Annotated in this window: 22 protein-coding genes and 1 pseudogene; 7 read left to right on the forward strand and 16 right to left on the reverse strand. The window is 69.3% G+C overall.

The features are described 5' to 3' along the window. Positions 1-99: 99 nt before the first annotated feature. Together KIT86_RS17675 and KIT86_RS17680 are read left to right on the forward strand one after the other, a co-directional pair. Positions 100-1,890: an acyl-CoA dehydrogenase gene (locus KIT86_RS17675; protein ID WP_297400742.1), complete on the forward strand. Its 1,791-nt coding sequence runs from the start codon at positions 100-102 to the stop codon at positions 1,888-1,890. An 88-nt stretch (positions 1,891-1,978) separates the two neighbouring features. Next, positions 1,979-2,959, forward strand: a complete 981-nt coding sequence (locus tag KIT86_RS17680) for a nitronate monooxygenase family protein (protein ID WP_297400745.1) — start codon at positions 1,979-1,981, stop codon at positions 2,957-2,959. A gap of 146 nt (positions 2,960-3,105) precedes the next feature. Here KIT86_RS17680 and KIT86_RS17685 read toward each other — a convergent pair whose 3' ends face one another. The 3 genes from KIT86_RS17685 to KIT86_RS17695 form a co-directional block, all read right to left on the reverse strand. Beyond that, positions 3,106-5,451: a penicillin-binding protein 1A gene (locus KIT86_RS17685; RefSeq protein WP_297400747.1), complete on the reverse strand. Its 2,346-nt coding sequence runs from the start codon at positions 5,449-5,451 to the stop codon at positions 3,106-3,108. Positions 5,452-5,559: 108 nt separating this feature from the next. Beyond that, positions 5,560-5,862, reverse strand: coding sequence for a DUF1330 domain-containing protein (locus KIT86_RS17690; protein WP_297400749.1), 303 nt, complete (start codon positions 5,860-5,862; stop codon positions 5,560-5,562). 36 nt (positions 5,863-5,898) lie between these two features. Then, positions 5,899-6,960, reverse strand: a complete 1,062-nt coding sequence (locus tag KIT86_RS17695; protein WP_297400751.1) for a LacI family DNA-binding transcriptional regulator — start codon at positions 6,958-6,960, stop codon at positions 5,899-5,901. A gap of 144 nt (positions 6,961-7,104) precedes the next feature. On the opposite strand from KIT86_RS17695, the gene KIT86_RS17700 reads away from it, so the two are divergent. Genes KIT86_RS17700 through KIT86_RS17715 form a run of 4 tightly spaced genes read left to right on the forward strand, consistent with a single transcriptional unit; the run spans position 7,105 to position 10,491 of the window. Further along, a complete protein-coding gene (locus KIT86_RS17700; protein ID WP_297400753.1) occupies positions 7,105-7,644 on the forward strand; it encodes a gluconokinase in 540 nt (179 codons plus the stop codon). Then, complete coding sequence (locus KIT86_RS17705; protein ID WP_297400755.1) at positions 7,641-8,132, forward strand: TRAP transporter small permease; 492 nt, start codon at positions 7,641-7,643, stop codon at positions 8,130-8,132. The genes KIT86_RS17700 and KIT86_RS17705 overlap by 4 nt, the downstream gene beginning before the upstream one ends. Positions 8,133-8,136: 4 nt before the next feature. Continuing rightward, the gene (locus KIT86_RS17710) at positions 8,137-9,429 is read left to right on the forward strand and encodes a TRAP transporter large permease subunit (protein ID WP_297400757.1); all 1,293 of its coding nucleotides are present in this window, start codon (positions 8,137-8,139) and stop codon (positions 9,427-9,429) included. A gap of 39 nt (positions 9,430-9,468) precedes the next feature. Continuing rightward, positions 9,469-10,491 (forward strand): TRAP transporter substrate-binding protein, encoded by a 1,023-nt coding sequence (locus KIT86_RS17715; RefSeq protein WP_297400759.1) that lies wholly within the window; start codon positions 9,469-9,471, stop codon positions 10,489-10,491. 31 nt (positions 10,492-10,522) lie between these two features. Here KIT86_RS17715 and KIT86_RS17720 read toward each other — a convergent pair whose 3' ends face one another. Then, positions 10,523-11,413, reverse strand: a complete 891-nt coding sequence (locus tag KIT86_RS17720; protein WP_297400761.1) for a LysR family transcriptional regulator — start codon at positions 11,411-11,413, stop codon at positions 10,523-10,525. 109 nt (positions 11,414-11,522) lie between these two features. Here KIT86_RS17720 and KIT86_RS17725 point away from each other — a divergent pair, with 109 nt between their 5' ends. Next, the gene (locus KIT86_RS17725) at positions 11,523-12,266 is read left to right on the forward strand and encodes an SDR family oxidoreductase (protein WP_297400763.1); all 744 of its coding nucleotides are present in this window, start codon (positions 11,523-11,525) and stop codon (positions 12,264-12,266) included. A gap of 147 nt (positions 12,267-12,413) precedes the next feature. Here KIT86_RS17725 and KIT86_RS17730 read toward each other — a convergent pair whose 3' ends face one another. The 12 genes and pseudogenes from KIT86_RS17730 to mutL all read right to left on the reverse strand — a co-directional run. Continuing rightward, entirely contained in the window at positions 12,414-12,767 is a 354-nt protein-coding gene (locus tag KIT86_RS17730; protein ID WP_297400765.1) for a hypothetical protein, read from the reverse strand. Between the two features lie 131 nt (positions 12,768-12,898). Continuing rightward, on the reverse strand, positions 12,899-14,473 hold the full coding sequence (gene pgi / locus KIT86_RS17735; RefSeq protein ID WP_297400766.1) for a glucose-6-phosphate isomerase: 1,575 nt from the start codon (positions 14,471-14,473) through the stop codon (positions 12,899-12,901). Positions 14,474-14,495: 22 nt separating this feature from the next. After that, entirely contained in the window at positions 14,496-15,134 is a 639-nt protein-coding gene (gene eda / locus KIT86_RS17740) for a bifunctional 4-hydroxy-2-oxoglutarate aldolase/2-dehydro-3-deoxy-phosphogluconate aldolase (RefSeq protein ID WP_297400768.1), read from the reverse strand. Positions 15,135-15,145: 11 nt separating this feature from the next. Further along, positions 15,146-17,029 carry a phosphogluconate dehydratase gene (edd, locus tag KIT86_RS17745; protein WP_297400770.1) on the reverse strand — a complete coding sequence of 628 codons (1,884 nt, stop codon included), beginning with the start codon at positions 17,027-17,029 and terminating at the stop codon, positions 15,146-15,148. A 14-nt stretch (positions 17,030-17,043) separates the two neighbouring features. Continuing rightward, the gene (gene pgl / locus KIT86_RS17750) at positions 17,044-17,784 is read right to left on the reverse strand and encodes a 6-phosphogluconolactonase (RefSeq protein WP_297400772.1); all 741 of its coding nucleotides are present in this window, start codon (positions 17,782-17,784) and stop codon (positions 17,044-17,046) included. 2 nt (positions 17,785-17,786) lie between these two features. Beyond that, entirely contained in the window at positions 17,787-19,268 is a 1,482-nt protein-coding gene (gene zwf / locus KIT86_RS17755) for a glucose-6-phosphate dehydrogenase (RefSeq protein ID WP_297400774.1), read from the reverse strand. 134 nt (positions 19,269-19,402) lie between these two features. Then, positions 19,403-20,065 carry an ABC transporter ATP-binding protein gene (locus KIT86_RS17760; protein ID WP_297400776.1) on the reverse strand — a complete coding sequence of 221 codons (663 nt, stop codon included), beginning with the start codon at positions 20,063-20,065 and terminating at the stop codon, positions 19,403-19,405. Continuing rightward, a complete protein-coding gene (gene miaA, locus KIT86_RS17765; protein ID WP_297400778.1) occupies positions 20,062-21,030 on the reverse strand; it encodes a tRNA (adenosine(37)-N6)-dimethylallyltransferase MiaA in 969 nt (322 codons plus the stop codon). Before miaA ends, KIT86_RS17760 begins: the two co-directional genes overlap by 4 nt. A gap of 11 nt (positions 21,031-21,041) precedes the next feature. After that, positions 21,042-22,304, reverse strand: a complete 1,263-nt coding sequence (locus KIT86_RS17770) for a Bcr/CflA family efflux MFS transporter (protein ID WP_297400779.1) — start codon at positions 22,302-22,304, stop codon at positions 21,042-21,044. A gap of 45 nt (positions 22,305-22,349) precedes the next feature. Continuing rightward, entirely contained in the window at positions 22,350-23,228 is an 879-nt protein-coding gene (locus tag KIT86_RS17775) for an alpha/beta fold hydrolase (RefSeq protein ID WP_297400781.1), read from the reverse strand. A 141-nt stretch (positions 23,229-23,369) separates the two neighbouring features. Next, on the reverse strand, positions 23,370-24,713 hold the full coding sequence (gdhA, locus tag KIT86_RS17780) for an NADP-specific glutamate dehydrogenase (RefSeq protein ID WP_297400783.1): 1,344 nt from the start codon (positions 24,711-24,713) through the stop codon (positions 23,370-23,372). 149 nt (positions 24,714-24,862) lie between these two features. Next, positions 24,863-25,656, reverse strand: a pseudogene (mutL, locus tag KIT86_RS17785) (DNA mismatch repair protein MutL); the annotation flags it as partial.

A 25,656-nucleotide genomic window follows, 5' to 3' on the forward strand; every position in this document is an offset into this window, starting at 1 on the left:
ACTGGTCAAGGCCCTCTGAGCCATGTGAGAACTGCAAGGGCATCGTTCGCGATGCCCTTGCCGCATCTGCCCCCCTAAATCCCCCCTGGAGACAAGACGATGAGCTACGTTGCCCCCCTCAAGGACATGCTGTTCGACATCGAGCACCTGGCCCGCATCGATCAGGTGGCGCAGATGCCCGGCTTCGAGGAAGCGGGCCTGGAAACCGCGCAAGCCGTGCTGGAGGAGTGCGCCAAGCTCAATGAGGGCGTGATCGCACCGCTGAACTTCGAGGGCGACAAGAATCCCTCGTCCTTCAAGGACGGCGTGGTCACCACCACGCCCGGTTTCAAGGACGCTTTCAAGCAGTACGCCGAAGGCGGCTGGCAGGGCCTGCAGCACCCGGTGGACTTCGGCGGCCAGGGGCTGCCCAAGACCATCGGTGCGGCCTGCGGCGAAATCCTCAACAGCGCCAACATGAGCTTCGCGCTGTGCCCGCTGTTGACCGACGGTGCGATCGAGGCCCTGCTCACGGCGGGCTCCGACGACCTCAAGGCGACCTACCTCGAAAAACTGGTGAGCGGGCAATGGACCGGCACCATGAATCTGACCGAGCCGCAGGCCGGCTCCGACCTGGCCGCCGTGCGCAGCCGCGCCGAGCCGCAGCCCGACGGCAGCTACAAGGTCTTCGGCACCAAAATCTTCATCACCTACGGTGAGCACGACATGGCCGAGAACATCGTGCACCTCGTGCTGGCGCGCGTGACCGGCGCGCCCGAGGGCGTGAAGGGCATCAGCCTGTTCGTGGTGCCCAAGTTCATGGTCAACAAGGACGGCTCGCTGGGCGCGCGAAACGACGTGCATTGCGTGAGCATCGAACACAAGATGGGCATCAAGGCCAGTCCGACCGCCGTGCTGCAGTACGGCGACCACGGCGGTGCCGTGGGCTACCTCGTGGGCCAGGAGAACCGGGGCCTGGAGTACATGTTCATCATGATGAACGCCGCGCGCTACGCCGTGGGCGTGCAGGGCATCGCGATCGCCGAGCGCGCCTACCAGAAGGCCGTGGGCTACGCGAAGGACCGTGTGCAGAGCCGCCCGGTCGATGGCTCGATGAGCACGGCCGCGCCCATCATCCACCACCCGGACGTCAAGCGCATGCTCATGACCATGCGCGCCTCCACCGAGGGCTGCCGCGCCATGGCCAGCGTGGCCGCTGCGGCGTACGACGCCGCCCATCACCACCCCGATGGCGAGGTGCGCAAGCAGAACGCGGCCTTCTACGAGTTCCTCGTGCCGCTGGTCAAGGGCTACAGCACCGAGATGAGCCTGGAAGTCACCAGCCTGGGCGTGCAGGTGCACGGCGGCATGGGTTTCATCGAGGAGACCGGCGCCGCGCAGTACTACCGCGATGCCAAGATCCTCACCATCTACGAAGGCACGACGGCGATCCAGGCCAACGACCTCGTGGGTCGCAAGACCGCGCGCGACGGTGGCACCGGCGCCAAAGCCATTGCGGCCCAGATCGCAAAGACCGAAGCCGAACTGGCAAAGCGCGACAGCGCCAATGCCAAGGCCGTGCACGCCCGGCTCAAGGCCGCGCGGGAATCTTTCGTGGACGTGGTCGAGTTCATCGCCGCCAACACGCGCGCCAACCCCAATGCGGCCTTCGCAGGCAGCGTGCCTTACCTCATGCTGGCCGGCAACCTCGTGGCCGGCTGGCAGATGGCGCGCGCGCTGATGGTGGCCGAGGATCTGCTGGCCCAGGGCACGGACGCGGCCTTCATGCAGGCCAAGATCACCACCGCGCGCTTCTACGCTGACCACATCCTGAGCCGCGCCCCGGGCGTGCGAGACAGCATCGTGGACGGCGCCGAGGCCGTCACCGCGCTCGCCATCGAGGCTTTCTGACCGCTGTGTTCCCCGGCCCTGTCGCCGCATCGACAGGGCCTTGCACTGCGCTGCCCTCAGAATCCTGACGAAACCCAACGGAGACACCATGACCGCACCCGCCCGCAGCCTGCCGCCCGTTCTCAAGAACCTGAAGTTCCCGGTGATCGGCTCGCCGCTGTTCATCATCAGCAACCCCAAGCTCGTGATCGCGCAATGCAAGGCCGGCGTGGTGGGCTCCATGCCTGCGCTCAACGCACGCCCCGCTTCGCAGCTGGACGAATGGCTGGCCGAAATCACCGAGGCCCTGGCGGCGCACGACAAGGCCCACCCCGACAACAAGGCCGCGCCGTTCGCGATCAACCAGATCGTGCACAAGAGCAACGACCGGCTGGAGCACGACATGCAGCTGTGCGCCAAGTACAAGGTGCCGATCGTGATCACCAGCCTGGGCGCGCGCGAGGACGTGAACCAGGCGGTGCACGCCTGGGGTGGCATCGTGATGCACGATGTGATCAACAACGTGTTCGCGCACAAGGCGATCGAGAAGGGCGCCGACGGCCTGATCCCCGTGGCGGCCGGCGCCGGCGGCCATGCCAGCGTGAAGAGCCCGTTTGCCATGGTGCAGGAAATCCGCGAGTGGTTCGGCGGCCCGATCGCGCTGTCCGGCGCCATCGCCTCGGGCGGTGCCATCCTGGCCGCACAGGCCATGGGCGCTGACCTGGCCTACATCGGCTCGGCCTTCATCGCCACCGACGAAGCGCGCGCGGTGGATGGCTACAAAGAGATGATCACCACGTCGGACTCCGACGACATCGTCTACAGCAATTTCTACACCGGCATCCACGGCAACTACCTCAAGGGCAGCATCAAGAACGCCGGCATGGACCCGGACAACCTGCCGCAGAGCGACCCGAGCAAGATGAACTTCTCCACCGGCGAGGGCGCCAACGCCGCCAAGGCCTGGCGCGACATCTGGGGCTGCGGCCAGGGCATCGGCGCGATCCGCGAGGTGTTGCCCGCCGCCGACCTGATTGCGCGATTCAAGCGCGAATACGCCGAGGCCAAGGCACGCATCTGCGCGGGCTGAGCGCGTTTCGCTGAACCGAAAGAGCCGGCCTTGCGCCGGCTTTTTCGCATCGAGCGAGCCGTGGATGGCGCGTGGCACGCTGGGCCGAGTGCGCGCGGCGGCTGGCGGGCTGATGGGCTGAAGCGTGGCCAGCCCACGCCCCGTCGTCAATCGCCGGGCAGTGCGGGGGGCGCGGATCTCGCTTCGCCGCGCAGCCAGGCGCCAAACGAGTTGAACACCTTGCCGATTTCGTTGCCGATGGTGGTCTTGTACTGAACCCCGCTCGTGTCCGAGATGGCCGAGACCCAGCCGCCGTCGTGCCACTCGGCGTACAGCCAGTCCTCGCCATCGCGCACCAGGCCTTCCGGCGGCGCGGGTGGCTGGGCCACGGGCACGCCCTTGAGCGACGCGCCCATGTAGTCGATCCAGATCGGCAGGGCGATGCGACCGCCCGACTCGCCGCCGCCCAGGCTGCGGGGTTTGTCGTAGCCCACCCACACGGCGGCGGCCAGCGAGGGCTGGTAGCCGGCGAACCAGGCGTCCACCGCGTCGTTGGTGGTGCCGGTCTTGCCGTAGATGTCGGGCCGCTTGAGCAGGGCCTGCGCCCGCGCGGCGGTGCCAGCGCGCGCCACGTCGTTGAGCATGCTCCCGACCACGTAGGCGTTGCGCGCCGGAATGGCGCGGGTTTCTTCGGTCAGCGGCGGCGGCGGCGGGGCTTCAAACAGCACCTTGCCCTGCGCGTCGGTGATCTTCTCGATCACCACCGGCGCCACCGGCCAGCCGCCGTTGGCCAGGGTGGCGTAGGCCTGGGCCATCTGCATGGGCGTTGCGCTGCCGGTGCCCAGTGCCAGGGTGAGGTCGTTGGGCTGGCGCGCCACGTCCAGGCCGAAGCGGCCGGTCCATTCGCGCGCGGGCTGGGTGCCGGTGTGCTGCACCACCCGCACGCTGGCCAGGTTGCTCGAGCGCTTGAGCGCCTCGCGCACCGAGATCGGCCCCAGGTGTTCGCCACTGGCGTTGTTCGGGCTCCAGCCGTTGGCGGCGGTGAAGGGCAGGTCGTCCACCAGCGTCGCCGGCATCACGCGCGCTTCGAGTGCGGCGGAGTAGAGCAGGGGCTTCAAGGCCGAGCCCGGCTGGCGCCAGCCCTGCGTGACGTGGTTGAACGGCTGGTTGGTGAAGTCGAAGCCGCCCACCAGCGCGCGAACGCGCCCGGTCTGCGGGTCCAGCGCGACGAGCGCGGCCTCGGCCTCGGGCCACTGCGAAATCGCCCACAGCGTGGTCTTCTTGTCCTTGGCCTTGCCGTTGGCGACCACGCGCACGATGGCGCCGCGCGTGATCTTTAAAGGCGCCTTGGCCTTGGCGTCGAGCGCCTTCTGCGCCCAGCGCAGGCCTTCGCCCTGCACGGTGATGCGTTCGCCGCTGGCCAGCTGCACCTCCAGCGCCGTCGGGCTGGCCGACAACACGATGCCCACGCGCAGGGTTTCGTCGTCGCGGTGGTCCTTGAGCGCCTCGGCGGCCGCGCGCTCCAGTTCGGCGCCGTTGCCCGAGGGCAGCGACTCGGTGTCTTCCGGGCCGCGCCATGCGCCCCGGCGTTCGAAGGCCAGCACGCCGCGCTGCACCGCAGCGTGTGCCGCGCGCTGGTCGGCTGCGCGCAGCGAGGTCGTCACGCGCAGCCCGCTGGAATAGGCCTCGGTGCCAAAGCGCTCGACCACCGCGCGCCGGGCCATCTCGGCCACATGGGCCGCGTGCACGCTGCGCGAGCCCGGGGTGCGGATGACGAGCTTCTCGGCGCGCGCGGCGGCGAGCTGTCTGTCGTCGATCGCATCGGTGGCGCGCATGCGCTCGAGCACCACGCGCTGGCGCTGCGTGGCGCGCTCGAAGTTCGCCACCGGGTTGGCGTAGTACGGGTTCTGAGGCAGGCCCGCGAGCATGGCGTTTTCGGCCAGCGAGAGTTTGTCCAGCGGCTTGCCGAAGTAGATCTGCGAGGCGGCGGCGAAGCCATACGCCCGCTGCCCGAGGAAGATCTCGTTCATGTAGATCTCCAGGATGCGGTCCTTGGAGAGCTCTTCCTCCAGCTTGAGGGCCAGCCAGATTTCCTTGGCCTTGCGTTCGGCCGAGAACTCGCGCGTGAGCAGCATGGTGCGCACCAGTTGCTGCGTGATGGTGGAGGCGCCCTGCTTGCGCCCGCCGGTGATGACGGAGAGCACCGCCCGCGCCATGCCCTTGGGGTCCACGCCCGAGTGCTCGCGAAAGCGCGCGTCTTCCACCGCCAGCAGAGCCTGCTGCAGCTGCTTGGGCATGCGCGAGAGCGGCAGGTAGTCGCGCCGCTCGGTGCCGAACTGCGCGATCTCCTCGCCGTCGGCGGTGATGACCTGCAGCGGCAGCTTGGGCTGGTAGTGGACGATGCGGTCGAGCGACGGCAGGTCGAAGGTCGACGCCGGGACCGGGAACGCCACGATGAGCGCCGTGGAGAACGCCAGGGCGAGAACCGTCCGGCGGGGGGTGAGCTGAAGCATGGGGAGGCATTATCCCGTCCCCGTGTGAAGCCGGCGTGTGGTCAAAAGTCGTGCGCGTAACCAGCTGTGACGGGCTCGCTGCTGGCCGGCCTGCTGGCGGGCCCCGGCTCAAGGCCCAGGGACTGTGTAGCCCTCGATGGCATACAGCGTGCCGGTGGCCGCGCGCTGGCGGATCGCCACCAGGCGCTGGTACTCGGGCGAGTGGTAGAAGGCCTCAAGCCGCGCCATGTCGGGAAACTCGAGGATCACCTGGCGCTGCGGCACGCCCTGGCCTTCGAGCACCTTCACGGCGCCGCCGCGCACCAGGTAGCGGCCACCGTGCGCGGCAATCAGGGCGGGCACCTCGCGGCGGTATGTCTCGTAGAGGGCCGCGTCGGTGATTTCGATGTTGCCGTAGATGTAAGCGGGCATGGTGTCTCCTGAAAAGAAGGGGGATCTCGGGGTGCCTCAGCTGCTGCCGCGGATCAGTGGCTCGAAACCCAGGTCCAGCGAGGGCGTGGGCGGCACTTCGCCGCGCATCAGGCTCAGCAGCATCTGCGCGCTGGCCTCGCCGATGGCGCGGCGCGGCGTGCGCACCGTGGTGAGCGGAGGCACCATCTGGTCGCTGCCCGACAGGTCGTTGAATCCCGCCACCGCGATGCGAGCGGGCACTTCGATCTTCAGCCGCAGCGCACACAGCAGGCCGCCTTGGGCGAGGTCGTCGTTGCAGAAGAACACCGCGTCCACCTCGGGGCGCGTGCGCAGCAGGTCTTCGAGCAGTTCGCCGCCCAGTTGCATGGACGAGGGCTGAGGGCTCAGCAGCTCCAGCTTCGCCTCGTACAGGCCATGCTGGCGCAGGCAGCGGCGGTAGCCCTCGGCGCGCTGCATGGTGCGGGGGTCCAGTTGCGCGGCCACGAAGGCGATGCGGCGGCGGCCTCGCTGCACCAGGTGCTCGGTGATCGCGTGGCCGGCCTCGACCTGCGAGAAGCCCACGCAATAGACGCCGGGCGCCTGCGTCAGCTCCATGAGGTGCACGCAGGGCACGCCACTGCCCGCGATGAGCTGGCGTGCGGCCTCGGTGCGGTCGAAGCCGGTGAGCAGCAGGCCCGCGGGCCGGTGCGCGAGGTAGCTGCGAAGCAACTGCTCTTCCTCGCGCGGTTCATAGTGCGTCACGCCGATCAGCGTCTGGTAGCCGTGGGGCAGCAGGGTGCGGTGCACGGCCTCCAGCACGTCGACGAACAGCGCGTTGGACAGCAGCGGCACCAGCACGGGCACCTGCGTGCTGCGCTGGGAGGCGAGGGCGCGCGCCGCAGGGTCGGGCACGTAGCCCAACTGCTCGGCGGCGGCTTTCACGCGCTCCACCAGCTCCGGCGCCACGCTGCGCTCGCCGCGCAGCGCCCGCGAGGCGGTGATGGGGCTCACGTCGGCCGCGCGGGCCACGTCGCTGAGGGTGGTGCGGCCGCTGTGGCGGCGTTTGCGTTCGGTCGGTTCCAAGGGTTTTCCCGGTGTTGCATGCCGTGAGGCTGGCATTAGGATAGCGCTGTCCAATGCCATGGACACCCGAATTTACCCTGAATCGTGCCTCAGGCCGGCCAAAGTCCCACCCAGGTAGGCGGGCACGGCCGGACATGCGGACCGGTTTTTCTTTTTACCCCGTTGGGACAGCGCTACCAAATGAATGCATCGCCCCCGAACACCTTCCTTGTCGTCATGGGCGTGGCGGGTTGCGGCAAGTCCAGCCTGGGCCAGTGGTGCGCCCGGGCGCTGGGCGTGCCCTTGCTGGAGGGAGACGATTTCCACTCCGCTGGCAACGTCGCCAAGATGCGCGGCGGCATCCCCCTGAGCGACGATGACCGCGCGGCCTGGCTCGACACCCTGGCCGAGCAACTGCAGGCCCATGCCGAGGGCGTGGTGCTGACCTGTTCGGCCCTCAAGCTGCGCTACCGCGATCGCCTGCGCGCCGCCGTGCCGGGCTTGCGCTTCGTCTTCCTCGAACTCACGCAGGAGCAGGCGCGCGAACGCGTGGCCGCGCGCCCCGCCCACCTGTTCCCGGTGAGCCTGGTGGCCAGCCAGTTCGCCACCCTGGAAGACCCGCGCCGCGAACCCGGCGTGCTGCCGCTGGACGCCACGCGCCCGCTGGCCGAACTGGGCTCAGCGGTGGTGCACTGGGTGCACGGCCATGCCACCCCCCCGTCCCTGGAGCTTCGTTCATGAAACCGTCGCAAGTCTTGAAACACGGGGCCGAGGCCCTGCTCGCGCTGTGCCTGGCGGGCATGGTGGTCTGCGTCTTTGCCAACGTGGTGCTGCGCTACGGCTTTGGCAGCGGCATCAACGCCACCGAAGAGCTCTCGCGCCTGCTGTTCGTTTGGATGGTGTTCCTGGGTGCGACAGCCGCTTATCCACTGGGCCAGCACATGGCCTTCACCAGCCTGGTCGGCATGCTGCGCGAGCGGCCCGGTGCGTTCGCCCTGGCCACGCTGGCCATCCGCGGGCTGGTGCTGCTGGCGTGCGTGCTGCTCGGTCGGGGCGCGTGGCAGCAGGTGGTGGTGGGCATGGACAGCCATTCCGTCGTGCTGGGCTACCCGGTGGCGCTGTTGCCCCTGCCGGCGCTGCTGTGTTCGCTGGCCATCGGCAGCATGGTGCTGGTCGAGATCGTTCGGCGCACGCCGCTCGATCTGGGCCATGCGGTGGACATGGAGTGACACGATGAGCGTCGAAGCTTTGGCCTTCGTGGTCTTCATGGCCGGCATGCTGGTGCTCATGGGCATCGGCATGAACATGGCGTTCGCGCTGCTGCTCACCGGGGCCGCCATGGCCTGGGTGATGGACTTCTGGGACACCCAGCTGCTGGCCCAGAACATGGTGGCCGGCATCGACAGCTTTCCGCTGCTGGCCGTGCCCTTCTTCATTCTGGCCGGCGAGCTGATGAACGCCGGCGGCATCAGCAAGCGCATCATCGACATGGCGCAGGCCTGGGTCGGCCATGTGCGCGGCGGGCTGGGCTACGTGGCCATCGGCGCGGCGGTGCTGCTCTCGGCCATGTCGGGCTCGGCCCTGGCCGATGCGGCGGCGATGTCGGCCATCCTGCTGCCCATGATGCGCAAGCACGGCTACCCGGTGGCCTCGTCGGCGGGGCTCATCGCCGCGGGCAGTGTCATCGGCCCGATCATCCCGCCTTCCATGGCTTTCGTGATCTACGGCGTCACCACCAACACCTCGATCTCGGCGCTGTTCATCTCGGGCATCGTGCCCGGCCTGGTGATGGGCGCGGCGCTGCTGGTGGCCTGGCGCGTGGTGCTGCGCAAGATGACGCTGACGAGCTCGCCGCCGGTGCCCATGGCCGAGCGCCTGCGGCTCACCGGCCGCGCGGTCTGGGCCCTGGTGATGCCGGTGATCATCATCGGCGGCATGAAGAGCGGCATCTTCACCCCGACGGAAGCCGCCGTGGTGGCGGCGTTCTATGCGCTGGTGATTGCGCTTTTCGTGCATCGCGAGATGCGCCTGCCCGAGCTCTACGGCGCGCTGGTGCGCGCGGCGAGCACGACCTCGGTGGTGATGTTCCTGTGCGCGGGTGCCGCCGTGGCCAGCTACATGATCACGCTGGCCGACCTGCCGTCCACGCTCACCGGCTGGCTGGGCCCGCTGGTGGAACACCCTCGCGTGCTGATGGTGGTGATGATGCTGGTGCTGGTGGCGATCGGCACCGCGCTGGACCTCACGCCCACCATCCTCATCTTCGCGCCGGTGATGCTGCCCATCGCCGTGAAGGCGGGCATCGACCCGGTGTATTTCGGGCTGATGTTCGTGCTCAACGGCGCCATCGGCCTGGTCACGCCGCCGGTGGGCACGGTGCTCAATGTCGTGGCCGGCGTCGGCCGACTGCCCATGCACCAGGTCATCAGGGGCGTGAATCCCTTCCTGATCACCTACCTGATCGTTCTCGCCCTGTTCATCGTGTTCCCGCAGATCGTCACCGCGCCCGTGGCCTGGATGCGCTGACCTTGCTTCCTCCCCTCACCCATCCCCAAGGAGACAACCATGACCCTGTTTCGCCGCACCCTGATCGCCGCCACCGCGGCCGCCGCGCTCGCCACCCCCTTTGCCGCCAGCTGGGCGCAGGACATCAAGCCCCGCATCATCCGCTTTGGCTACGGCCTCAATGAAATCTCCAACCAGGGCCGTGCGACCAAGCTGTTTGCCGAAGAGGTGGAGAAGGCCTCGGGCGGCAAGATGAAGATCCGCGCCATCGGCGCCGCCGCACTCGGCTCCGACCTGCAGATGCAGCAGGCGCTCATTGGCGGCGCGCAGGAAATGATGGTGGGCTCCACCGCCACCCTGGTGGGCATCACCAAGGAAATGGCGATCTGGGACACGCCCTTCCTGTTCGACAACGCGCGCGAGGCCGACGTGGTGCTCGACGGCCCCGTGGGCCAGAAGGTGATGGACAAGCTGCAGGAGAAAGGCCTGGTCGGCCTGGTGTACTGGGAGAACGGCTTTCGCAACCTCACCAACAACAAGCGCGCCGTCACCAAGCTGGAAGACATGGACGGCATCAAGCTGCGCGTGATGCAGAACAACGTGTTCATCGACAGCTTCAAGACCCTGGGTGCCAACGCCGTGCCGCTGCCCTTCTCCGAGCTCTTCACCGCGCTCGAGACCAAGACCGTGGACGGCCAGGAGAACCCGTACAACACCATCCTCTCGAGCAAGTTCTACGAGGTGCAGAAGTACCTCACCGTGACCAACCACGTCTACAGCCCGTGGATCGTGCTGGTGAGCAAGAAGTACTGGGACGGCCTGAGCAAGGACGAGCACAAGGTGCTGCTCGACGCCGCGAAGAAGAGCCGCGACTTCGAGCGCCAGGACACGCGAGCCGAAGCCGAGAAGGCGCTGGCCGACCTCAAGGGCAAGGGCATGCAGATCAACCAGCTCTCGCCGGCCGAAGCCAACCGCATGCGCGAAAAGCTCGCCGCCGTGAACTCGGGCATCGCCGCCAACGTGGGCGAGGACCTGTGGAAGGAAACGCAGGCCGCGGTGGCCAAGGCGCGCGCGGCGAAGTAAGCCGCCTCGCACCCGCGCCGGGCGTGGCGATTCAGGCGACCGCCTCGAACCGCTCGCCCAGCCACTGCGCGAAGGCGCGCACCCGCACCGAGAGCTGGCGGCTCTGCGGGTACAGCACGGACACCGGCAGCGGTGGGGGCGGCAGGTCGGCGAGCACCTCGCGCAACTGGCCCGATGCCAGTTCGTCGGCCACGCGGTAGCGCGGCACCTGCACCAGGCCCAGGCCGGCGATCGCCGCGCCCGCGTAGACGTCGGCGCCCGTCACCGAAACCGGGCCGGGCAGGTTCAGCGTGCGCAGCTCGCCCTTCACCATGAACTCCAGCGGCAGGGCCTGGCCCGTGGCGCTGGAGAGGTAGTTCACCGCGCGGTGGCCCGCCAGGTCGGCCAGGGCGCGGGGCTCGCCGAATTGCGCCAGGTAACTGGCGCTGGCGCAAGTGACCTGCTGCAACTGCGCCACCCGGCGCGCCACCAGCGACGAGTCGCGCAGCTGCCCGGCGCGCAGCACGCAGTCCACGCCTTCGCGCACCAGGTCGACCAGGCGATCGTCCTCGCCGATCTGCAGCGCCAGTTGCGGATGCCGCGCAAGAAAGTCGGGCAGGGCGGGCACGACGAAGCGGCGCGCCAGCGTGCCTTGCAGGTTCACGCGCAGCAGGCCCCTGGGCACGGCCTGCCGAAACAGGCCGTCGGCCTCCTCGAGGTCGGCCAGCAGGCTCACGCAGCGCTGGCGGTAGGCCTCGCCGTCGGGCGTGAGCCGCACCGCGCGCGTGGTGCGCTCCAGCAGGCGCACGCCCAGGCGCGCCTCCAGGCGCTGGAGCAGGTTGCTCACCGTCGCCCGCGGCAGTTGAAGGTCGTCCGCCGCTTGCGTGAAGCTGCCCCGTTCGGCGATGCGCACGAACACCTGCATTTCCTGGAATCGGTCCATGGCGCTATTGTTAATTGAAATCGAACAATGTTGACCAAATTGAGGGAATGATCTTTCTGGTGGAACGATTCATCATCGGGCCCTCGTTCAACTTCTCAGGAAAGATCCCATGAATGCCAAGGCCTCCTCCCCCGTCGCCATCGTCACCGGTGCCTCTCGCGGCATTGGCGCCGCGCTGGCGCGCCGCCTGGCCGCCGACGGTTATGCCGTGGTGGTGAACCACGCCAACAGCGCCCGCGAGGCCGATGCCCTGGTGGCCGAGTTGCGCGCCGGCGGCGCCCGCGCCATCGCCGTGCGGGCCGATGTCTCAAAGGCCGACGAGGTGCGGTCCCTGTTCGACACGACCGAGCGCGAACTCGGCCCGGTGGACGTGCTGGTGAACAATGCCGGCGTGCTCCAGACCGTGCCGCTGGCGCAGACCAGCGATGCGCTGTACGACCGCACCTTCGACACCAACGTGCGCGGCACGTTCAACACCCTGCGCGAGGCCGCCGCGCGGTTGAACGAGGGCGGGCGCATCGTCAACTTCTCCAGCACCACGGTGGCGCTGAACCTGCCGGGCTACAGCGTGTACATCGCCTCCAAGGCGGCGGTGGAGTCGCTGACCCAGGTGTTTGCCAAGGAGCTGCGCGGCCGCCGCATCACGGTCAACGCGGTGGCGCCCGGCCCGGTGGCCACGGCGCTGTTCTTCGACGGCAAGACGCCCGAGCAGATCCAGATGCACGCGCAGATGCCCCCGTTGCAGCGGCTGGGCGAGCCGGCCGACATCGCTTCGGTGGTGGGGTTTCTGGTGAGCCCGGCCGGTGGCTGGGTCAATGGACAGGTGCTGCGCGCCAACGGCGGCCTGGCCTGAGGGAGGAAACACCCCCTGCGCCGCTTCGCGGCTTCCCCCTCTCTGGCGCCTTCGGCTGGGAGGGGGACGGCATCTGGGGCCGGCAGAGCCGGACCCTCGATGCCTCTGGTGGGCGTTGCGTCAGGCGTCGCGGGTCGCGTGGGTCGTTCAACGGCGCTGGCCTTGGCCGCGCTGGAAGGACTGCAACTGCGCCTTGGAGACGTTGCCTTCGAAGAGGGGGGTGAGGTCGGACACGGCCGCCAGGGCACTGGACTCGTCGCGCTGCAGGCACAGGGCCTGGGCCAGGTCGGCGCGCAGGAACCAGAGGGCTTCGATGCTGGAGGCGTAGCGGATGCGGTGTTCCAGCTGGGGGTTGATTTCAGCGCCTCGCACACCCAGCAGGCGAAGCATCGATTTCTGGATCAGGACCATGGCCTGCGGGTCGGGCGCCCTGGGCGCGGACTCCGAATTCGGCGTGAGGATCGACGTCAGGCTGCTGAGGAAGGTCTTGACTCTTTGCATGCTGATGGATGCTGTCCGTGTGTGCCGAACCTGATGGAATAGCGCCTGCCCTTTCGGGAACTTTTGCGTTTATACCCGATACCGTATTTTTTGCCGCACATTTGCGCGACAACGGCCCGGCCCCCAGCGGCTCAGCGGCCGGCCTGCTCCATCGCCTTGGCCATGGTCTTGCCCAGTTCCACACCCCACTGGTCGAAGGCGTTGATGCGCCAGATCGCCGCCTGGGTGAACACCTTGTGCTCGTACAGCGCGATCAGGGCGCCCAGGCGCGACGGGTCGAGGCGGTCCAGCCAGAGAATGTGGCTCGGGATGTTGCCCTCGAAGCTGCGGTGCGGTGCCATGGCCCGTGCCTGGTCCTCGCTCATGCCGTCTTGCTGCAGCAGCGCCTGCGTGTCGGCCTGCGACCTCCCCCGGGCCATGGCCTCGGCCTGGGCGCGCAGGTTGAGGTTGACCACCTCGTGGTGCGTCGCGGCCAGGGGCAGGGGCGTGTCCTCGTTCTGCACGCCGATGAAGTCCACCGGCACGGTGTGCCGGCCCTGGTGGATGAGCTGGAAGTAGGCGTGCTGGCCGTCGATGCCCAGGCCACCCCAGACGATGGGGCCGGTGTCCACCGTGGCGGGCGTGCCGTCGCAGTGCGTGCGCTTGCCGTTGGATTCCATGTCCATCTGCTGCACGAAGGGCGTGAAGCGCACCAGGCGCGAGGCATAGGGAACGATGAGCTGCGTGGGCAGGCCCAGGAAGTTGCGGTTCCAGATCCCGTGCAGGGCCAGTTGCACGGGCAGGTTCTGCGCCAGCGGCGTGCTGCGGAAGTGCCCGTCCATGGCCCGGGCGCCGGCCAGGAAGAGGCGGAAGTGCTCGGTGCCGATGGCGATGGCCAGCGGCAACCCCAGGGCCGACCACACGGAGTAGCGCCCACCCACCCAGTCCCAGAACAGGAAGGTGCGCTCGGCCGGGTAGCCCAGCTTCGCGGCCTGCGCCGGGCTGGCGGTGATGGCCACCAGGTGCTTGCCCAGCGCATCGGCCGGGCAGCCGTGGTCGCTCAGCCAGCGCTGCGCGCTCGCGGCGTTGGTCAGGGTTTCCTGCGTGGTGAAGGTCTTGCTGGAGACGATGAACAGCGTGCGCGCGGCGTCCAGCCCGCGCAGCACGCTCCACAGCGCCCAGGCGTCGGGGTTGGAGACGTAGTGCACGCGAACGCCTGGGTGGGCCAGGTGCGCCAGGGCGTCGGCCGCCATGCGCGGGCCGAGGTCGGAGCCGCCAATGCCGATGTTCACCACGTCGGTGATGGCTTCGCCGCTGTGCCCACGCACCGTGCCCGCGCGCAGGGCCTCGGCAAAGTCGCAGACGCGGGCCAGCTCGTGCTGAACGGCTTTCTGCACGTCCGCGCCCCATGGCCCGGTGTGCAGCGGGTCGCCGCGCAGCGCCACGTGCAGCACGGGGCGGCCCTCGGTGGTGTTGATGGGCTCGCCGCGGAACATCGCGTCGCGCTGCGCCGCCACGCCGGCCTGGTCGGCCAGCGCCAGCAGCGCCTGCTGGATCGCGGGCGAGACGCGCTGGCGGCTCGCATCCAGCGTGATGCCGGCAGCGCGCAGCGCCATGCGCTCGGCGCGGCCAGCGTCGGCGGGCAGCAGATCGCGCAGGTGGGGCTGTGGTGCCCCGGCCAGGGACTGCAACTGGGCCCAGGCGGGCAGGGTGGTGGGCAGGGTCATGGGTCAGGGGCGTGCGGTGGCGTCAGACGGCGGTGGCCAGGGTGGTGGCTTCGCGCGCGAGGCGGGCGATGCGTTTCCAGTCGCCCTGGCGCAGGGCCTCCGAGGGTGTGAGCCAGGAGCCACCGGCCATGGCCACGTTGGGCAGCGCCAGGATCTCGCGCAGGTTCTCGGGGCTCACACCGCCCGTGGGGCAGAAGCGCACATCGGGCAGTGGCGCGCCCAGCGCCTTGAGCATGGCAATGCCGCCGGCCTGCGCGGCGGGAAACAGCTTCATGAGGGTGAAGCCGTGATCGCGCGCGCGCATGACCTCGCTGGGCGTCATCACGCCAGGAATGAAAGGCAGTCTTGCGGCCTTCACGGCCTCCACCAGGGCTTCGGAGCATCCCGGCGAGAGGGCAAATTTCGCGCCCGCGTTCATCACCTGCGCCACTTCGGCCGCGCGCGTGACCGTGCCGGCGCCCAGGTGCATCCTGGGCACGGCGCGTGCCACGGCCTCGATGGCGCGCAGCGCCACGCCCGAGCGCAGGGTGATCTCCATTACGTCGATGCCGCCTTCGAGCAGCGCATGGGCCAGCGGCACGGCCTGGGCCTCGTCGCTCAGCACGATGACGGGCACGACGCGGGCGGTGAAGGCAGGGCGGGTGAAGCAGGTGGTCGTCATGGTGTCCGGGCTCAGGCGTTGGGGATTGCAACAGGGGTCTCGAGGCGGCTTGCCGCCAGCGGGGCGAACAGGGGCGAGGCGCCCGATTCGGCCGCGCCCGCATTTTCGCGGAACAGGCCGAACAGTTCGCGCCCGCTGCCGTGCGCGTTGGCGCTCAGGTCGGGGTGCTTGATGCGGCGGCGCGCCAGCGTGCGGGCGTCCACTTCGAGTTCGAGCACGCCGCGTTCGCAGTCGAGCGTGATCCAGTCGCCGTCGCGCACGCGCGCGATCGGACCGTCGGCCAGGGCCTCGGGGCTGAGGTGGATGGCCGCGGGCACCTTGCCCGAGGCGCCGGACATGCGGCCGTCGGTGACCAGGGCCACCTTGAAGCCCTTGTCCTGCAGCACGGCCAGGGGGGGCGTGAGCTTGTGCAGTTCGGGCATGCCGTTGGCGCGCGGGCCCTGGTAGCGCACCACGGCGATCAGGTCGCGTTCGAGCTTGCCTTCGTTGAACAGGGTGAGCAGGTCCTGCTGATCGCTCACCACCACGGCCTGGGCGCGCACCACGCGGTGCTCTGGCTTCACGGCGGAGACCTTCACCACGCTGCGCCCCAGATTGCCCTGCAGCAGGCGCAGGCCACCGTCGGCGCTGAAGGGCTCGCTCACCGGCCGCAGCACCGAGAGGTCGCCGCTGTGCCCGGGCACCGGGCGCCAGGCGAGCTGGCCGTTGTCGAGCCAGGGTTCGCGCGTGTAGCTCTCCAGGCCCGCGCCCATCACCGTGTTCACGTCGGCGTGCAGCAGGCCGGCCGCCAGCAACTGCTGCATCAGGTAGCCCATGCCACCGGCCGCGTGGAAATGGTTCACGTCGGCGCTGCCGTTGGGGTAGACGCGCGCCAGCAGCGGCACCACGTGCGAGAGCTCGGCGAAGTCGTCCCAGTCGATCAGCACCCCGGCAGCACGCGCCATCGCCACCAGGTGCAGGGTGTGGTTGGTCGAGCCGCCCGTGGCCAGCAGGCCGACGATGCCGTTGACCAGGGCCTTTTCGGTCACGATGTCGGCCAGGCTCAGCGCGGGCTCGCCGGTGCGCCCGGTGTTGGCCACTGCGCGCTTGACCGCACCCAGCGTGAGCGCCTCGCGCAGCGCTGTCCCGGGGTTCACGAAGGACGCGCCGGGCAGGTGCAGGCCCATGATCTCCATCAGCATCTGGTTGCTGTTGGCCGTGCCGTAGAAGGTGCATGTGCCGGGGCTGTGGTAGGCCTGGGCCTCCGATTCGAGCAGCGCGTCGCGCCCCACCAGGCCTTGCGCGTACTGCTGGCGCACCTTGGCCTTGGCGTCGTTGGAGAGGCCCGAGGTCATGGGGCCGGCGGGCACGAAGACGGTGCTCAGGTGGCCGAACTGCAGCGCACCCATGAACAGGCCCGGCACGATCTTGTCGCAGATGCCGAGCATGAGCGCGGCGTCGAACACGTTGTGCGAGAGCGCCACGGCGGTGGAAAGCGCGATCACGTCGCGCGAGAACAGCGAGAGCTCCATGCCGGCTGCACCCTGCGTGATGCCGTCGCACATGGCGGGCACGCCGCCGGCCACCTGCACCGTGGCGCCCAGGCCGTGCGCGTGGTCGCGGATCTTCTGCGGGTAAGTCTCGTAGGGCTGGTGTGCCGAGAGCATGTCGTTGTACGCGGTGACGATGCCCAGGTGCGGCGAGCGTTCGGCGTGGATCTTGAGCTTGTCGGCCTGGGGCAGCGCGGCCGTGGTGTGGGCCATGTTGGCGCAGCCCATGCCGGTGCGCTGCGTGCCTTTCTTGCGCTGCGCGGCCATGGCGGCCAGGTAGGTCGCGCGGCTGGCGGCGCTGCGCTCGGTGATGCGCTGCGTGACGTGGGCCAGGGTGGGGTGCAGGGGAGCGTGGGGGGTGGTCATGATGGGAATCTCGTTCAGGCGAGCCAGACGCTCACGGGTGTGAGGTGCTGGTTCAGCACCAGCGACACCGGCAGGCTTTCGTCGGCGGCGAGCCGGGCCTGCTGGTACACGGCGAGCTTGCTGGCGCCGCTGATGGACAAGGCCAGTTCGCGCGTGGCGAGCAAAGCCGGCAGGGTGAGGGTGAGGCGCGCGTGCGGTGCGCGCGACGCTGGCGCCGGGCGCTGCCAGGTCACCGGGCCGCTGCCGTGCAGCGCGCGAGCCAGGCCGGGCGCGCCCGGAAAGATCGACGCGGTGTGGCCGTCCTCGCCCATGCCGAGCACGGCCAGGTCCATGGGCCAGGGCAGGTTGGCCAGGCGGTGGTTGGCCCCTTCGGCCAGCGCGACCAGCGCGGCATCGCCAAGCGTGGCGGGCAGGTGGTCGAAGAAGGGCACGAAGCGGGCCGCCGCCGCGGCGCCTTGCAGCAGGTGGGTGCGCACCAGTGCCGTGTTGCTGTCGGGGTGGTCGTGCGGCACGCAGCGCTCGTCCACCAGCAGCACGCTCACATGGCGCCATTCCAGCGGTTGCTCGCGCAGGCGCTCCAACATCGCCACGGGCGACTTGCCACCCGAGACCGCGAGCACCGCGTGGCCGCGCGCGCCAATGGCTTCGCGCAGGCGCTGCGCGACATGAAAGGCCAGCTGCGCCGCGAGTTCGGCCGGGTTGCTGGCGGGGTGCACCTGCGGCCCGTGCGGTGGGAGGCGGTGTTGCGTGCCCATGTTCAGGCTTCTTCCACCCAGGCCGAGCCTTCGCGTGCCATCAAGGCGGACGATGCGGCGGGCCCCCAGCTGCCGGCGGTGTACGGGCGGGGCTTTTCGCTCAGGTTGCGCCAGCCATCGAGGATGGGCTCCACCCAGGTCCAGGCCGCTTCGAGTTCGTCGCGCCGCATGAAGTGCGTCAGGCGGCCTTTGATGACGTCCATGAGCAGGCGCTCGTAGGCCTCGGCGCGGCGTGCGCTGAAGGCCGATTCGAGGTCCAGGTCCAGGCTCACCGGGCGCAGGCGCATGCCGCTGCCGGGCTCCTTGGCCATCATCTGCAGCTGCACGTGTTCCTCGGGCTGCAGGCGGATCATCAGGCGGTTGACCGGCTGGCGAGGCGCGTCGGGGAAGATGGTGTACGGCAGGTCGGCGAACTCGATGACGATTTCCGAGCGGCGCTCGGCCATGCGCTTGCCAGTGCGCAGGAAGATCGGCACGTTGGCCCAGCGCCAGTTGTTGATGTGCGCGCGCAGGGCCACGAAGGTCTCGGTGGTGCTGTCGGGGGGCACGTTGGCTTCCTGGAGGTAGCCCGCGGCCCTGTCGCCGTTGGAGGCGCCGGCGGTGTACTGGCCGCGCACGGTGTCGCGCGCCACGTCGGCCTCGGTCATGGGGCGCAGCGAGCGCAGCACCTTGAGCTTCTCGTCGCGCACCGCATCGGGGTCGAGCGAGACCGGTGGCTCCATCGCCACGATGCACAGCAGTTGCAGCAGGTGGTTCTGCACCATGTCGCGCAAGGCGCCGGTGCCGTCGTAGAAGCCGGCGCGGCTGCCCACGCCGACCGACTCGGCCACCGTGATCTGCACGCTCTTGATGTAGGGGCTGCGCCAGAGCGGCTCGAAGATGGTGTTGCCAAAGCGCAGCACCATCATGTTCTGCACCGTTTCCTTGCCCAGGTAGTGGTCGATGCGGAAAGTCTGCGCCTCGCTGAAGTAGCGGCCCACCTCGTCGTTGATGGCGCGCGCGGAGGCCAGGTCGTGGCCCAGCGGCTTTTCCAGCACCACGCGCGAGCGCTCGTCGATCAGGCCGGCGCCGTGCAGGTGGGCGCAGATGCCGGTGAACAGCGTGGGCGCGGTGGCCAGGTAGTACACGCGGTCCGAGCCGGGCTGCAACGCGCGGGCCAGGGCGGTGAAGTCGGCCGCTTGCGTGGCGTCCAGGCACACATAGCCCAGGCGCGCCACGAAACCGGCCCAGGCGGTTTCGTCCAGCGTTTCGGGCGCGATGAAGCCGCGCACCTTCTCGTGAATGAAGGCCGTGAAGGCCTCGCGGTCCCAGGGCTGGCGACCCAGCGCGTGGATGCGCGTGGCCTCGGGCAGGTTGCGGTGCAGGTGCGCCATGTAGAGCGCTGGCAGCAGCTTGCGCACCGAGAGGTCTCCAGCGCCCCCGAAGATCACCAGATCAAGCGGTTCGGCGGGGGCGGGGGCGGGGGCGGGATGCGTTGTGGCCATGATCTAATTTAGTTACTTGTGATTTTGGATTTTATTGTAATCAAGTTACATGCCGGGTTCTTCTCGCCCGGCCATGCCCCGGACCTTACCGCGATGCGCCGTGCCTTGCACGCGCCCACTGTGTCAGTGGGTGGTCACGCGGCGGGCGCCAGCCCTGTGGCGGTCAGGTGCAGCACGCGCTGTGCGCGCGTTGCCGCCGCGCTGGAGTGCGTGACGAGCACCAGGGCCGCGCCGCTCTCGGCGGCTTGCTGTTGCAGCACGTCCATGACCTGGGTGGCCGTGCGGGTGTCGAGGTTCCCGGTGGGCTCGTCGGCCAGCAGCAGGCCGGGGCGGTGCACCAGTGCGCGCGCGATCGCCACGCGCTGCAACTGGCCGCCCGAGAGTTCGGCCGGCAGCCGCCCGCCCAGCCCGCCCAGGCCCACGGCGTCGAGCATCTGCTGCACGCGCGCCGGGTCGGGCCGGCCCAGCAGCAGCAGGGGCAGTCCCACGTTCTGCGCCACGTCCAGGTGCGGCAGCACGTGGAAGGCCTGGAACACGAAGCCCAGGTGCTCGCGCCGCCAGTGCGCGCGCTGCGTCTCGTCCAGCGTGCCCAGGTCCACGCCCTGGTGGGTGATGTGGCCTTCGCTCCAGTCGTCCAGCGCGGCCAGGCAGTTGAGCAGGCTGGACTTGCCCACGCCCGACTCGCCCACGATGGCGACGAACTCGCCCGGAGCCACACTCAGGCTGACCTGGCTGAAGACGGGCGTGTCGCCGTAGCGCTTGCCCAGTTCGTGGACCACCAGCGCCGGCGTGTTCATGCCGCCGGTCCCAGCAGGTGTTCGACGGTGTGCAGCACCTGGGCCAGCGCATCGGGCGCGTCGCAGGCGATCACGCGGCGCTGCGGCATGGAGCGCAGCCAGGTGAGCTGGCGCTTGCCGAGCTGGCGGGTGGCGAAGATGCCGAGGTCGCGCAACGCCGCGATCTGTTCGCGCGTGAGTGCGTCACCGTGGGCCTGGAGCATGTCCCACGCCTGGCGGTAGCCCACGCAGCGCATGGACGGCAGCTCGGTGGTGAGGTCGCCGCGCGCACGCAGCCGGCGCACCTCATCGAGAAACCCGGCGGCGAGCATGTCGTCGAAGCGCTGCGCGATGCGCGCGTGCAGCCAGCCGCGGTCCTGCGGTTCGAGCGAGATCAGGTGCTCGGGTGCGAGCGGGCTGTCGGGGTTGTGGGTGCGGCCGGTCTGGAAGCTGGAGATGGGGCGGCCCGACACTTCGTACACCTCCAATGCGCGCTGGATGCGCTGCGAGTCGTTGGGCGGCAGTCGCGCGGCGGTGATTGGGTCCACGCGCGCGAGTTCGGCGTGCAGCGCGGGCCAGCCTTGTTCGAGCGCCCGCGCTTCGATGCGTTCGCGCACGCCGGCGTCGGCCTCGGGCATGTCGTCCAGGCCCACCAGCAGGGCCTTGAAATACAGCATGGTGCCGCCCACCAGCAGCGCGGTGCGCCCGCGCGCGGCGATCTCGCCCACCAGGCGCGTGGTGTCGCGCACGAAGTCGGCGGCGCTGTAGCTCTGCAGCGGGTCGAGGATGTCGATCAGGTGGTGCGGTACCTGGGCGCGTTCGGCCGCGCTGGGCTTGGCGCTGCCGATGTCCATGCCGCGGTACACCAGCGCCGAGTCGACGCTGATGATCTCCACCGGCCAGCGCTGCGCGATGGCCAGGGATGCGGCGCTCTTGCCGCTGGCCGTGGGGCCGGCGAGCGCGATGCAGTGAGGGATGCCTGCCATGGTGATGCGTGTCAGCGGGCCGGTGCGGTCACACGTTGCGGCGCGCTGTGCGCCTCGCCATGGCGCTGCACCAGCGTCCAGGCCACCAGGGCGATGAGCACGCTCCAGAACCACAGGCCATTGGTCAGCGGCAGCACCGAACCGCGCCCTTGGCCGATGCCCGCCAGGCTCACGCCGAGCCAGCCACCCATGGCGAAGGCCGTCGCCATCGAGAGGAAACCGCTGAGCGCCGACGCCGCGCCGGCGGCTTGCGGAAACGGGCCCACCGCGCCGCTCTGGCCGCAGGGCTGGTGCACGCCGTGGGCGAGCATGAACAGCCAGAACGGCACCAGGATGGCCCAGGTGTTCTGCACGCCCATCAGCCCCAGCACGCCCATGCTGGTGCCGGCGGTCAGTGTCATGGCCCCGGCGACGGCCACCGTGCGGCGCAGGCCCAGGCGCGGGAGCAATTCGCGGCACAGGAAGGTGCCGAGGATGTAGACCAGGGACATGCTGAACATCACCACGCCATAGGCCGTGGTGGACAGGCCGAGCACGCGGATGAACACGAAGGACGAAGCCGCCAGGAAGGTGAACAGCCCGCCGTAGGACGCAGTGGACAGCAGCGCGAAGGCCCAGAACGTGGGGTGGCGCGCGATCTGCAACCAGTTGCCCCACAGCGTGCTGGGGGCCAGTGCGCGCGGGTTCTTCTGCGCCAGGGTCTCTTCGAAGCGCCAGGCGACGACCAGCAGGGTCAGGGCGCCGAACACCGCCAGCGCCATCAGCGAGACGCGCCAGCCGAACAGGTCCGACAGCAGGCCGCCCGTGGGCGAAGCGGCGCAGGCGATCACGCCCAGGCCGGTGAGGCCCTTGGACATCACGCGCGCACCCTCGGCGGGCGCGTACAGGTCGCGCACGATGGCGCGCGCGCACATCACGCCCGCGCCCATGGCCGCACCCTGCATCGCGCGCCAGACGATGAGGTGCTCCATCGACGGCGCGAAGGTGCTGCCGATCGAGGCCGCGACGAAACCGCTCATGCCCACCAGCAGCACGGGCCGGCGGCCGTAGCGGTCCGACAGCGGGCCCCACACCAGCTGCGACAGACCAAAGCACAGCAGCAGCGCCGTGAGCGTGAGCTGGGCCTGCGACATGGGCGCGCCAAAGCCCGAGGTGAGTGCGGGCAGCGCCGGCAGGTAGAGGTCGGTGGCGATCGGCTGAAGGCCCAGCAGGAGCGACAGCACCAGCACGATCAGGCCGGGCGACATGGCGGAAGAAGAGGGCGAGGCGGGCATCCGGTCGAGGGTAGCAGAACACCCTCCTGCGGCACCTGTGCGGGTTTACTTCTCGACCACTTTCAAGGCATCGAAGTGCTCGTCTCGCATGCCGAACAGGCTAGAGAGCGCGGCGCGGTACTGGGCCTGCCCGACCGAGTTGGTGTTGTGGTGCGAGCCGCCCTCGACCAGCACGAAAGCCTTGCGGCCCTTGGCGGCCTCGTACAGCCTGCGCCCCAGCTCGGGCTGGATCAGGCGGTCGTCCCCGCCATGCACGACCAGCAGCGGCGAGCCGATGTCGGGCACGCGCTTGACGGCCTCGAAGCGCTGCGTGATCAGCAGCGAGATCGGCAGCCAGCCCCATTTGAAGGTGCTCACCACGTCGGGGATGGAGGTGAAGGTGCCCTCGACCACGGTACCGGCCTCGTCGTCCACCTGGGCGGCCAGTTCGATGGCGATGGCGCCGCCCAGCGAGTGGCCGAAGATGTAACGCGGCCGCCCGGGGTATCTTTCACCAAGCCAGTCCCATGCCGCGCGGGCGTCTTCGTAGGCGGTCGTCTCCGAGGGCAGCTCGTTGGTGCTCTTGCCAAAGCCGCGGTAGTCAATGGCCAGCACCGAGAACCCCAGGTCTTCCATGCGCCGGGCGCGGAAGGCCGAGCCTGTGACGTTGAAGCGCGCGCCATGCAGATAGAGCAGCACCGGCGCGTCCTTGCGCCGCTCGAAGTTCTCGTGCGCGGCCCACAGGCCGTGCAGCTTGACCGGTTTGCCGGTCTTGGGGGAGGCGAAGTCGATCCACACGTCCTCCATGCCCTCGGCGGCGCTGAGGCCGCCGGCCCAGGTGCGATCGGAGGGCTGGAAGATCCAGAAGCGCTGCTTCTCGTCCAGCGTGGCGCACCCGGCCAGCAGGGCCAGGGCCGCGAGCAAGGAGGCAATGAGACGCTTCATGGCGATGATGGATGCACCTGATGGGTGAAAAGTTCAGGTCCTTTTCCCCATGGTGCAGTTTCCATGCCATCACCGGCCCCGGGTCAAACCCTCGCCGATGTGCACCAGATCACGCCGTGCGCCAGCAGCGCAGGGGGTGCTTCAGATGACGCCTTGGGCCAGCATCGCGTCCGCCACCTTCACGAAGCCGGCGATGTTCGCGCCGTCCACGTAGCTCACGGTGCCGTCGGCGCGGCGGCCGTGTTGCAGGCAGGCCTCGTGGATGCCGCGCATGATGGTGTGCAGGCGCGAGTCGACCTCGTCGCGCGGCCACGACAGCCGCATGGCGTTCTGGCTCATTTCCAGGCCCGAGGTGGCGACCCCGCCGGCGTTGCTGGCCTTGCCCGGCGCGTACAGCACGCCGGCTTCCTCGAAACGCTGCACCGCGTCCATGGTGGTGGGCATGTTGGCGCCCTCGGCCACACAGATGACGCCGTTGCGGATCAGGGTGGCGGCGTCCTCGGCGTTGAGTTCGTTCTGGGTGGCGCACGGCAAGGCCACGTCCACCGGCACGGCCCAGGGGTTCACACCGGGCTCGAAGCGCGTCTTGGTGCGCTGGGCGTAGTCGCTCACGCGGCCGTACAGGTGGTTCTTCACCTCCATGAGCTCGGCCAGCTTGGCGGGGCTGAAGCCTGCTTCGTCGATCACCGTGCCGCTGGAGTCGGACACCGTGACCACCTTGGCGCCCAGCGCCATGGCTTTTTCGACCGCGTACTGCGCCACATTGCCCGACCCGGAGACGCTCACGCGCAGGCCCTGGAAGCTCATGCCGCGCTGCTTGAGCATTTCCTCGGCGAAGTACACCGTGCCGTAGCCGGTGGCTTCGGGACGGATCAGCGAGCCGCCGAAGGACAGGCCCTTGCCGGTGAACACGCAATCGGCGCGGTTGCTGAGCTTTTTCATCATGCCGGCCATGAAGCCGACCTCGCGCCCGCCCACGCCGATGTCGCCGGCCGGCACGTCGGTGTCGCTGCCCACGTGGCGGAACAGCTCGCTCACCAGGGCCTGGCAGAAACGCATCACCTCGCCCGGGCTCTTGCCCTTGGGGTCGAAATCGGAGCCGCCCTTGCCGCCGCCCATCGGCAGCGTGGTCAGCGCGTTCTTGAACGTCTGCTCGAAGGCCAGAAACTTCAGGATCGACAGGTTCACCGAGGGGTGGAAGCGCATGCCGCCCTTGTAGGGGCCGATGGCCGAGCTGTGCTGGATGCGATAGCCGCGGTTGACCTGCACGTCACCGTGGTCGTTCACCCAGGAAATGCGAAACATCACCACGCGCTCGGGCTCGACCAGGCGGTCCAGCAGCCCGTGTTCGGCGTACCTGGGGTGGGCGGCGATGAAAGGCCACAGGCTTTCCATGACCTCCGAGACGGCTTGGTGGAATTCGGGTTGACCGGGGTTCTGCTGCGCGACGTGTTCGAGGAAATGATGGGCCGAGGTGTATTTCATGTGTCTCATGCTTTAAAAAAGTGCATGAGATTATGCGCAACCTGCATTTCGCGACACAAAACGCCCTGTTTTGGCGCAGCGAATGCCCGACGCCCCCCTCGTTTACCCGAGGTGACCCGCCTGTTTTGGTGCAAAAAAGCGGTCGCGTGTCAGCGGCCGCGCAGAAACAGGGCGTCGAGCTCCTTCATGCCCATCTGCCGCCAGGTGGGTCGGCCATGGTTGCACTGGTCGGAGCGCTCGGTCACTTCCATCTGGCGCAGCAGCGCGTTCATCTCGTCGAGCGTGAGCCGCCGGTTGGCGCGCACCGCGCCATGGCAGGCCATGGTGGCCAGCAGTTCGTTGCGGGCGCGCTGCACGACGGTGCTGGCCTCGTGCTGGCCGAGTTCGGCGAGCACGCTGCGCGCCAGTTCCACCGGGTCGCCCTGGGCCAGCGTGGTCGGCACGGCACGCACGGCCAGCGTCTTGGGGGAGAGGGCGGTGATTTCCAGGCCGAGCGTGGCCAGCACCTCGGCACCGTCCTCGGCGGTGGCCACCTCGTCGGGCGTGGCGGAGAAGGTGGCCGGGATCAGCAGGGGCTGGCTGGCAAGTTGCCGTTCATCGAGCTGCTGCTTGAGCCGTTCGTAGACGATGCGCTCGTGGGCGGCGTGCATGTCCACCACCACCAGGCCGTGGGCGTTTTCGGCCAGGATGTACACCCCTTGCAGCTGCGCAATGGCGCGGCCCAGCGGCCAGTCGCCTTCGGGCAGGGGATGGGCAGGCGCCGGCTCGGCGCTGCGCGCGGGCGGGCTCCCGGGGTCTTCATGGGGGCGGGCGGTGAGCGACGGCGCGGCGGCGGGCGCAGTCGCCCACAGGGCGCCCACGTCGCTCACGCGGTGGCCCACTTCGGGCTCGCGCGGTGCGAATGCAAAAGGCGCCTGGCGTGCGGGGGGCGTCCAGGCCGCAG

Origin of the sequence: Hydrogenophaga sp., assembly GCF_026125825.1 — a bacterium.
Taxonomy (GTDB): Bacteria; Pseudomonadota; Gammaproteobacteria; order Burkholderiales; family Burkholderiaceae_C; genus Hydrogenophaga.

What these genes read in the sequence shown, in the direction of transcription:
- KIT86_RS17675 (WP_297400742.1), top strand. Translation starts at nt 100, where the DNA reads ATGAGCTACGTTGCCCCCCTCAAGGACATGCTGTTCGACATCGAGCAC.
- KIT86_RS17680 (WP_297400745.1), top strand. Translation starts at nt 1,979, where the DNA reads ATGACCGCACCCGCCCGCAGCCTGCCGCCCGTTCTCAAGAACCTGAAG.
- KIT86_RS17685 (WP_297400747.1), bottom strand. Translation starts at nt 5,451, where the DNA reads ATGCTTCAGCTCACCCCCCGCCGGACGGTTCTCGCCCTGGCGTTCTCC.
- KIT86_RS17690 (WP_297400749.1), bottom strand. Translation starts at nt 5,862, where the DNA reads ATGCCCGCTTACATCTACGGCAACATCGAAATCACCGACGCGGCCCTC.
- KIT86_RS17695 (WP_297400751.1), bottom strand. Translation starts at nt 6,960, where the DNA reads ATGCCAGCCTCACGGCATGCAACACCGGGAAAACCCTTGGAACCGACC.
- KIT86_RS17700 (WP_297400753.1), top strand. Translation starts at nt 7,105, where the DNA reads ATGAATGCATCGCCCCCGAACACCTTCCTTGTCGTCATGGGCGTGGCG.
- KIT86_RS17705 (WP_297400755.1), top strand. Translation starts at nt 7,641, where the DNA reads ATGAAACCGTCGCAAGTCTTGAAACACGGGGCCGAGGCCCTGCTCGCG.
- KIT86_RS17710 (WP_297400757.1), top strand. Translation starts at nt 8,137, where the DNA reads ATGAGCGTCGAAGCTTTGGCCTTCGTGGTCTTCATGGCCGGCATGCTG.
- KIT86_RS17715 (WP_297400759.1), top strand. Translation starts at nt 9,469, where the DNA reads ATGACCCTGTTTCGCCGCACCCTGATCGCCGCCACCGCGGCCGCCGCG.
- KIT86_RS17720 (WP_297400761.1), bottom strand. Translation starts at nt 11,413, where the DNA reads ATGGACCGATTCCAGGAAATGCAGGTGTTCGTGCGCATCGCCGAACGG.
- KIT86_RS17725 (WP_297400763.1), top strand. Translation starts at nt 11,523, where the DNA reads ATGAATGCCAAGGCCTCCTCCCCCGTCGCCATCGTCACCGGTGCCTCT.
- KIT86_RS17730 (WP_297400765.1), bottom strand. Translation starts at nt 12,767, where the DNA reads ATGCAAAGAGTCAAGACCTTCCTCAGCAGCCTGACGTCGATCCTCACG.
- pgi (WP_297400766.1), bottom strand. Translation starts at nt 14,473, where the DNA reads ATGACCCTGCCCACCACCCTGCCCGCCTGGGCCCAGTTGCAGTCCCTG.
- eda (WP_297400768.1), bottom strand. Translation starts at nt 15,134, where the DNA reads ATGACGACCACCTGCTTCACCCGCCCTGCCTTCACCGCCCGCGTCGTG.
- edd (WP_297400770.1), bottom strand. Translation starts at nt 17,029, where the DNA reads ATGACCACCCCCCACGCTCCCCTGCACCCCACCCTGGCCCACGTCACG.
- pgl (WP_297400772.1), bottom strand. Translation starts at nt 17,784, where the DNA reads ATGGGCACGCAACACCGCCTCCCACCGCACGGGCCGCAGGTGCACCCC.
- zwf (WP_297400774.1), bottom strand. Translation starts at nt 19,268, where the DNA reads ATGGCCACAACGCATCCCGCCCCCGCCCCCGCCCCCGCCGAACCGCTT.
- KIT86_RS17760 (WP_297400776.1), bottom strand. Translation starts at nt 20,065, where the DNA reads ATGAACACGCCGGCGCTGGTGGTCCACGAACTGGGCAAGCGCTACGGC.
- miaA (WP_297400778.1), bottom strand. Translation starts at nt 21,030, where the DNA reads ATGGCAGGCATCCCTCACTGCATCGCGCTCGCCGGCCCCACGGCCAGC.
- KIT86_RS17770 (WP_297400779.1), bottom strand. Translation starts at nt 22,304, where the DNA reads ATGCCCGCCTCGCCCTCTTCTTCCGCCATGTCGCCCGGCCTGATCGTG.
- KIT86_RS17775 (WP_297400781.1), bottom strand. Translation starts at nt 23,228, where the DNA reads ATGAAGCGTCTCATTGCCTCCTTGCTCGCGGCCCTGGCCCTGCTGGCC.
- gdhA (WP_297400783.1), bottom strand. Translation starts at nt 24,713, where the DNA reads ATGAAATACACCTCGGCCCATCATTTCCTCGAACACGTCGCGCAGCAG.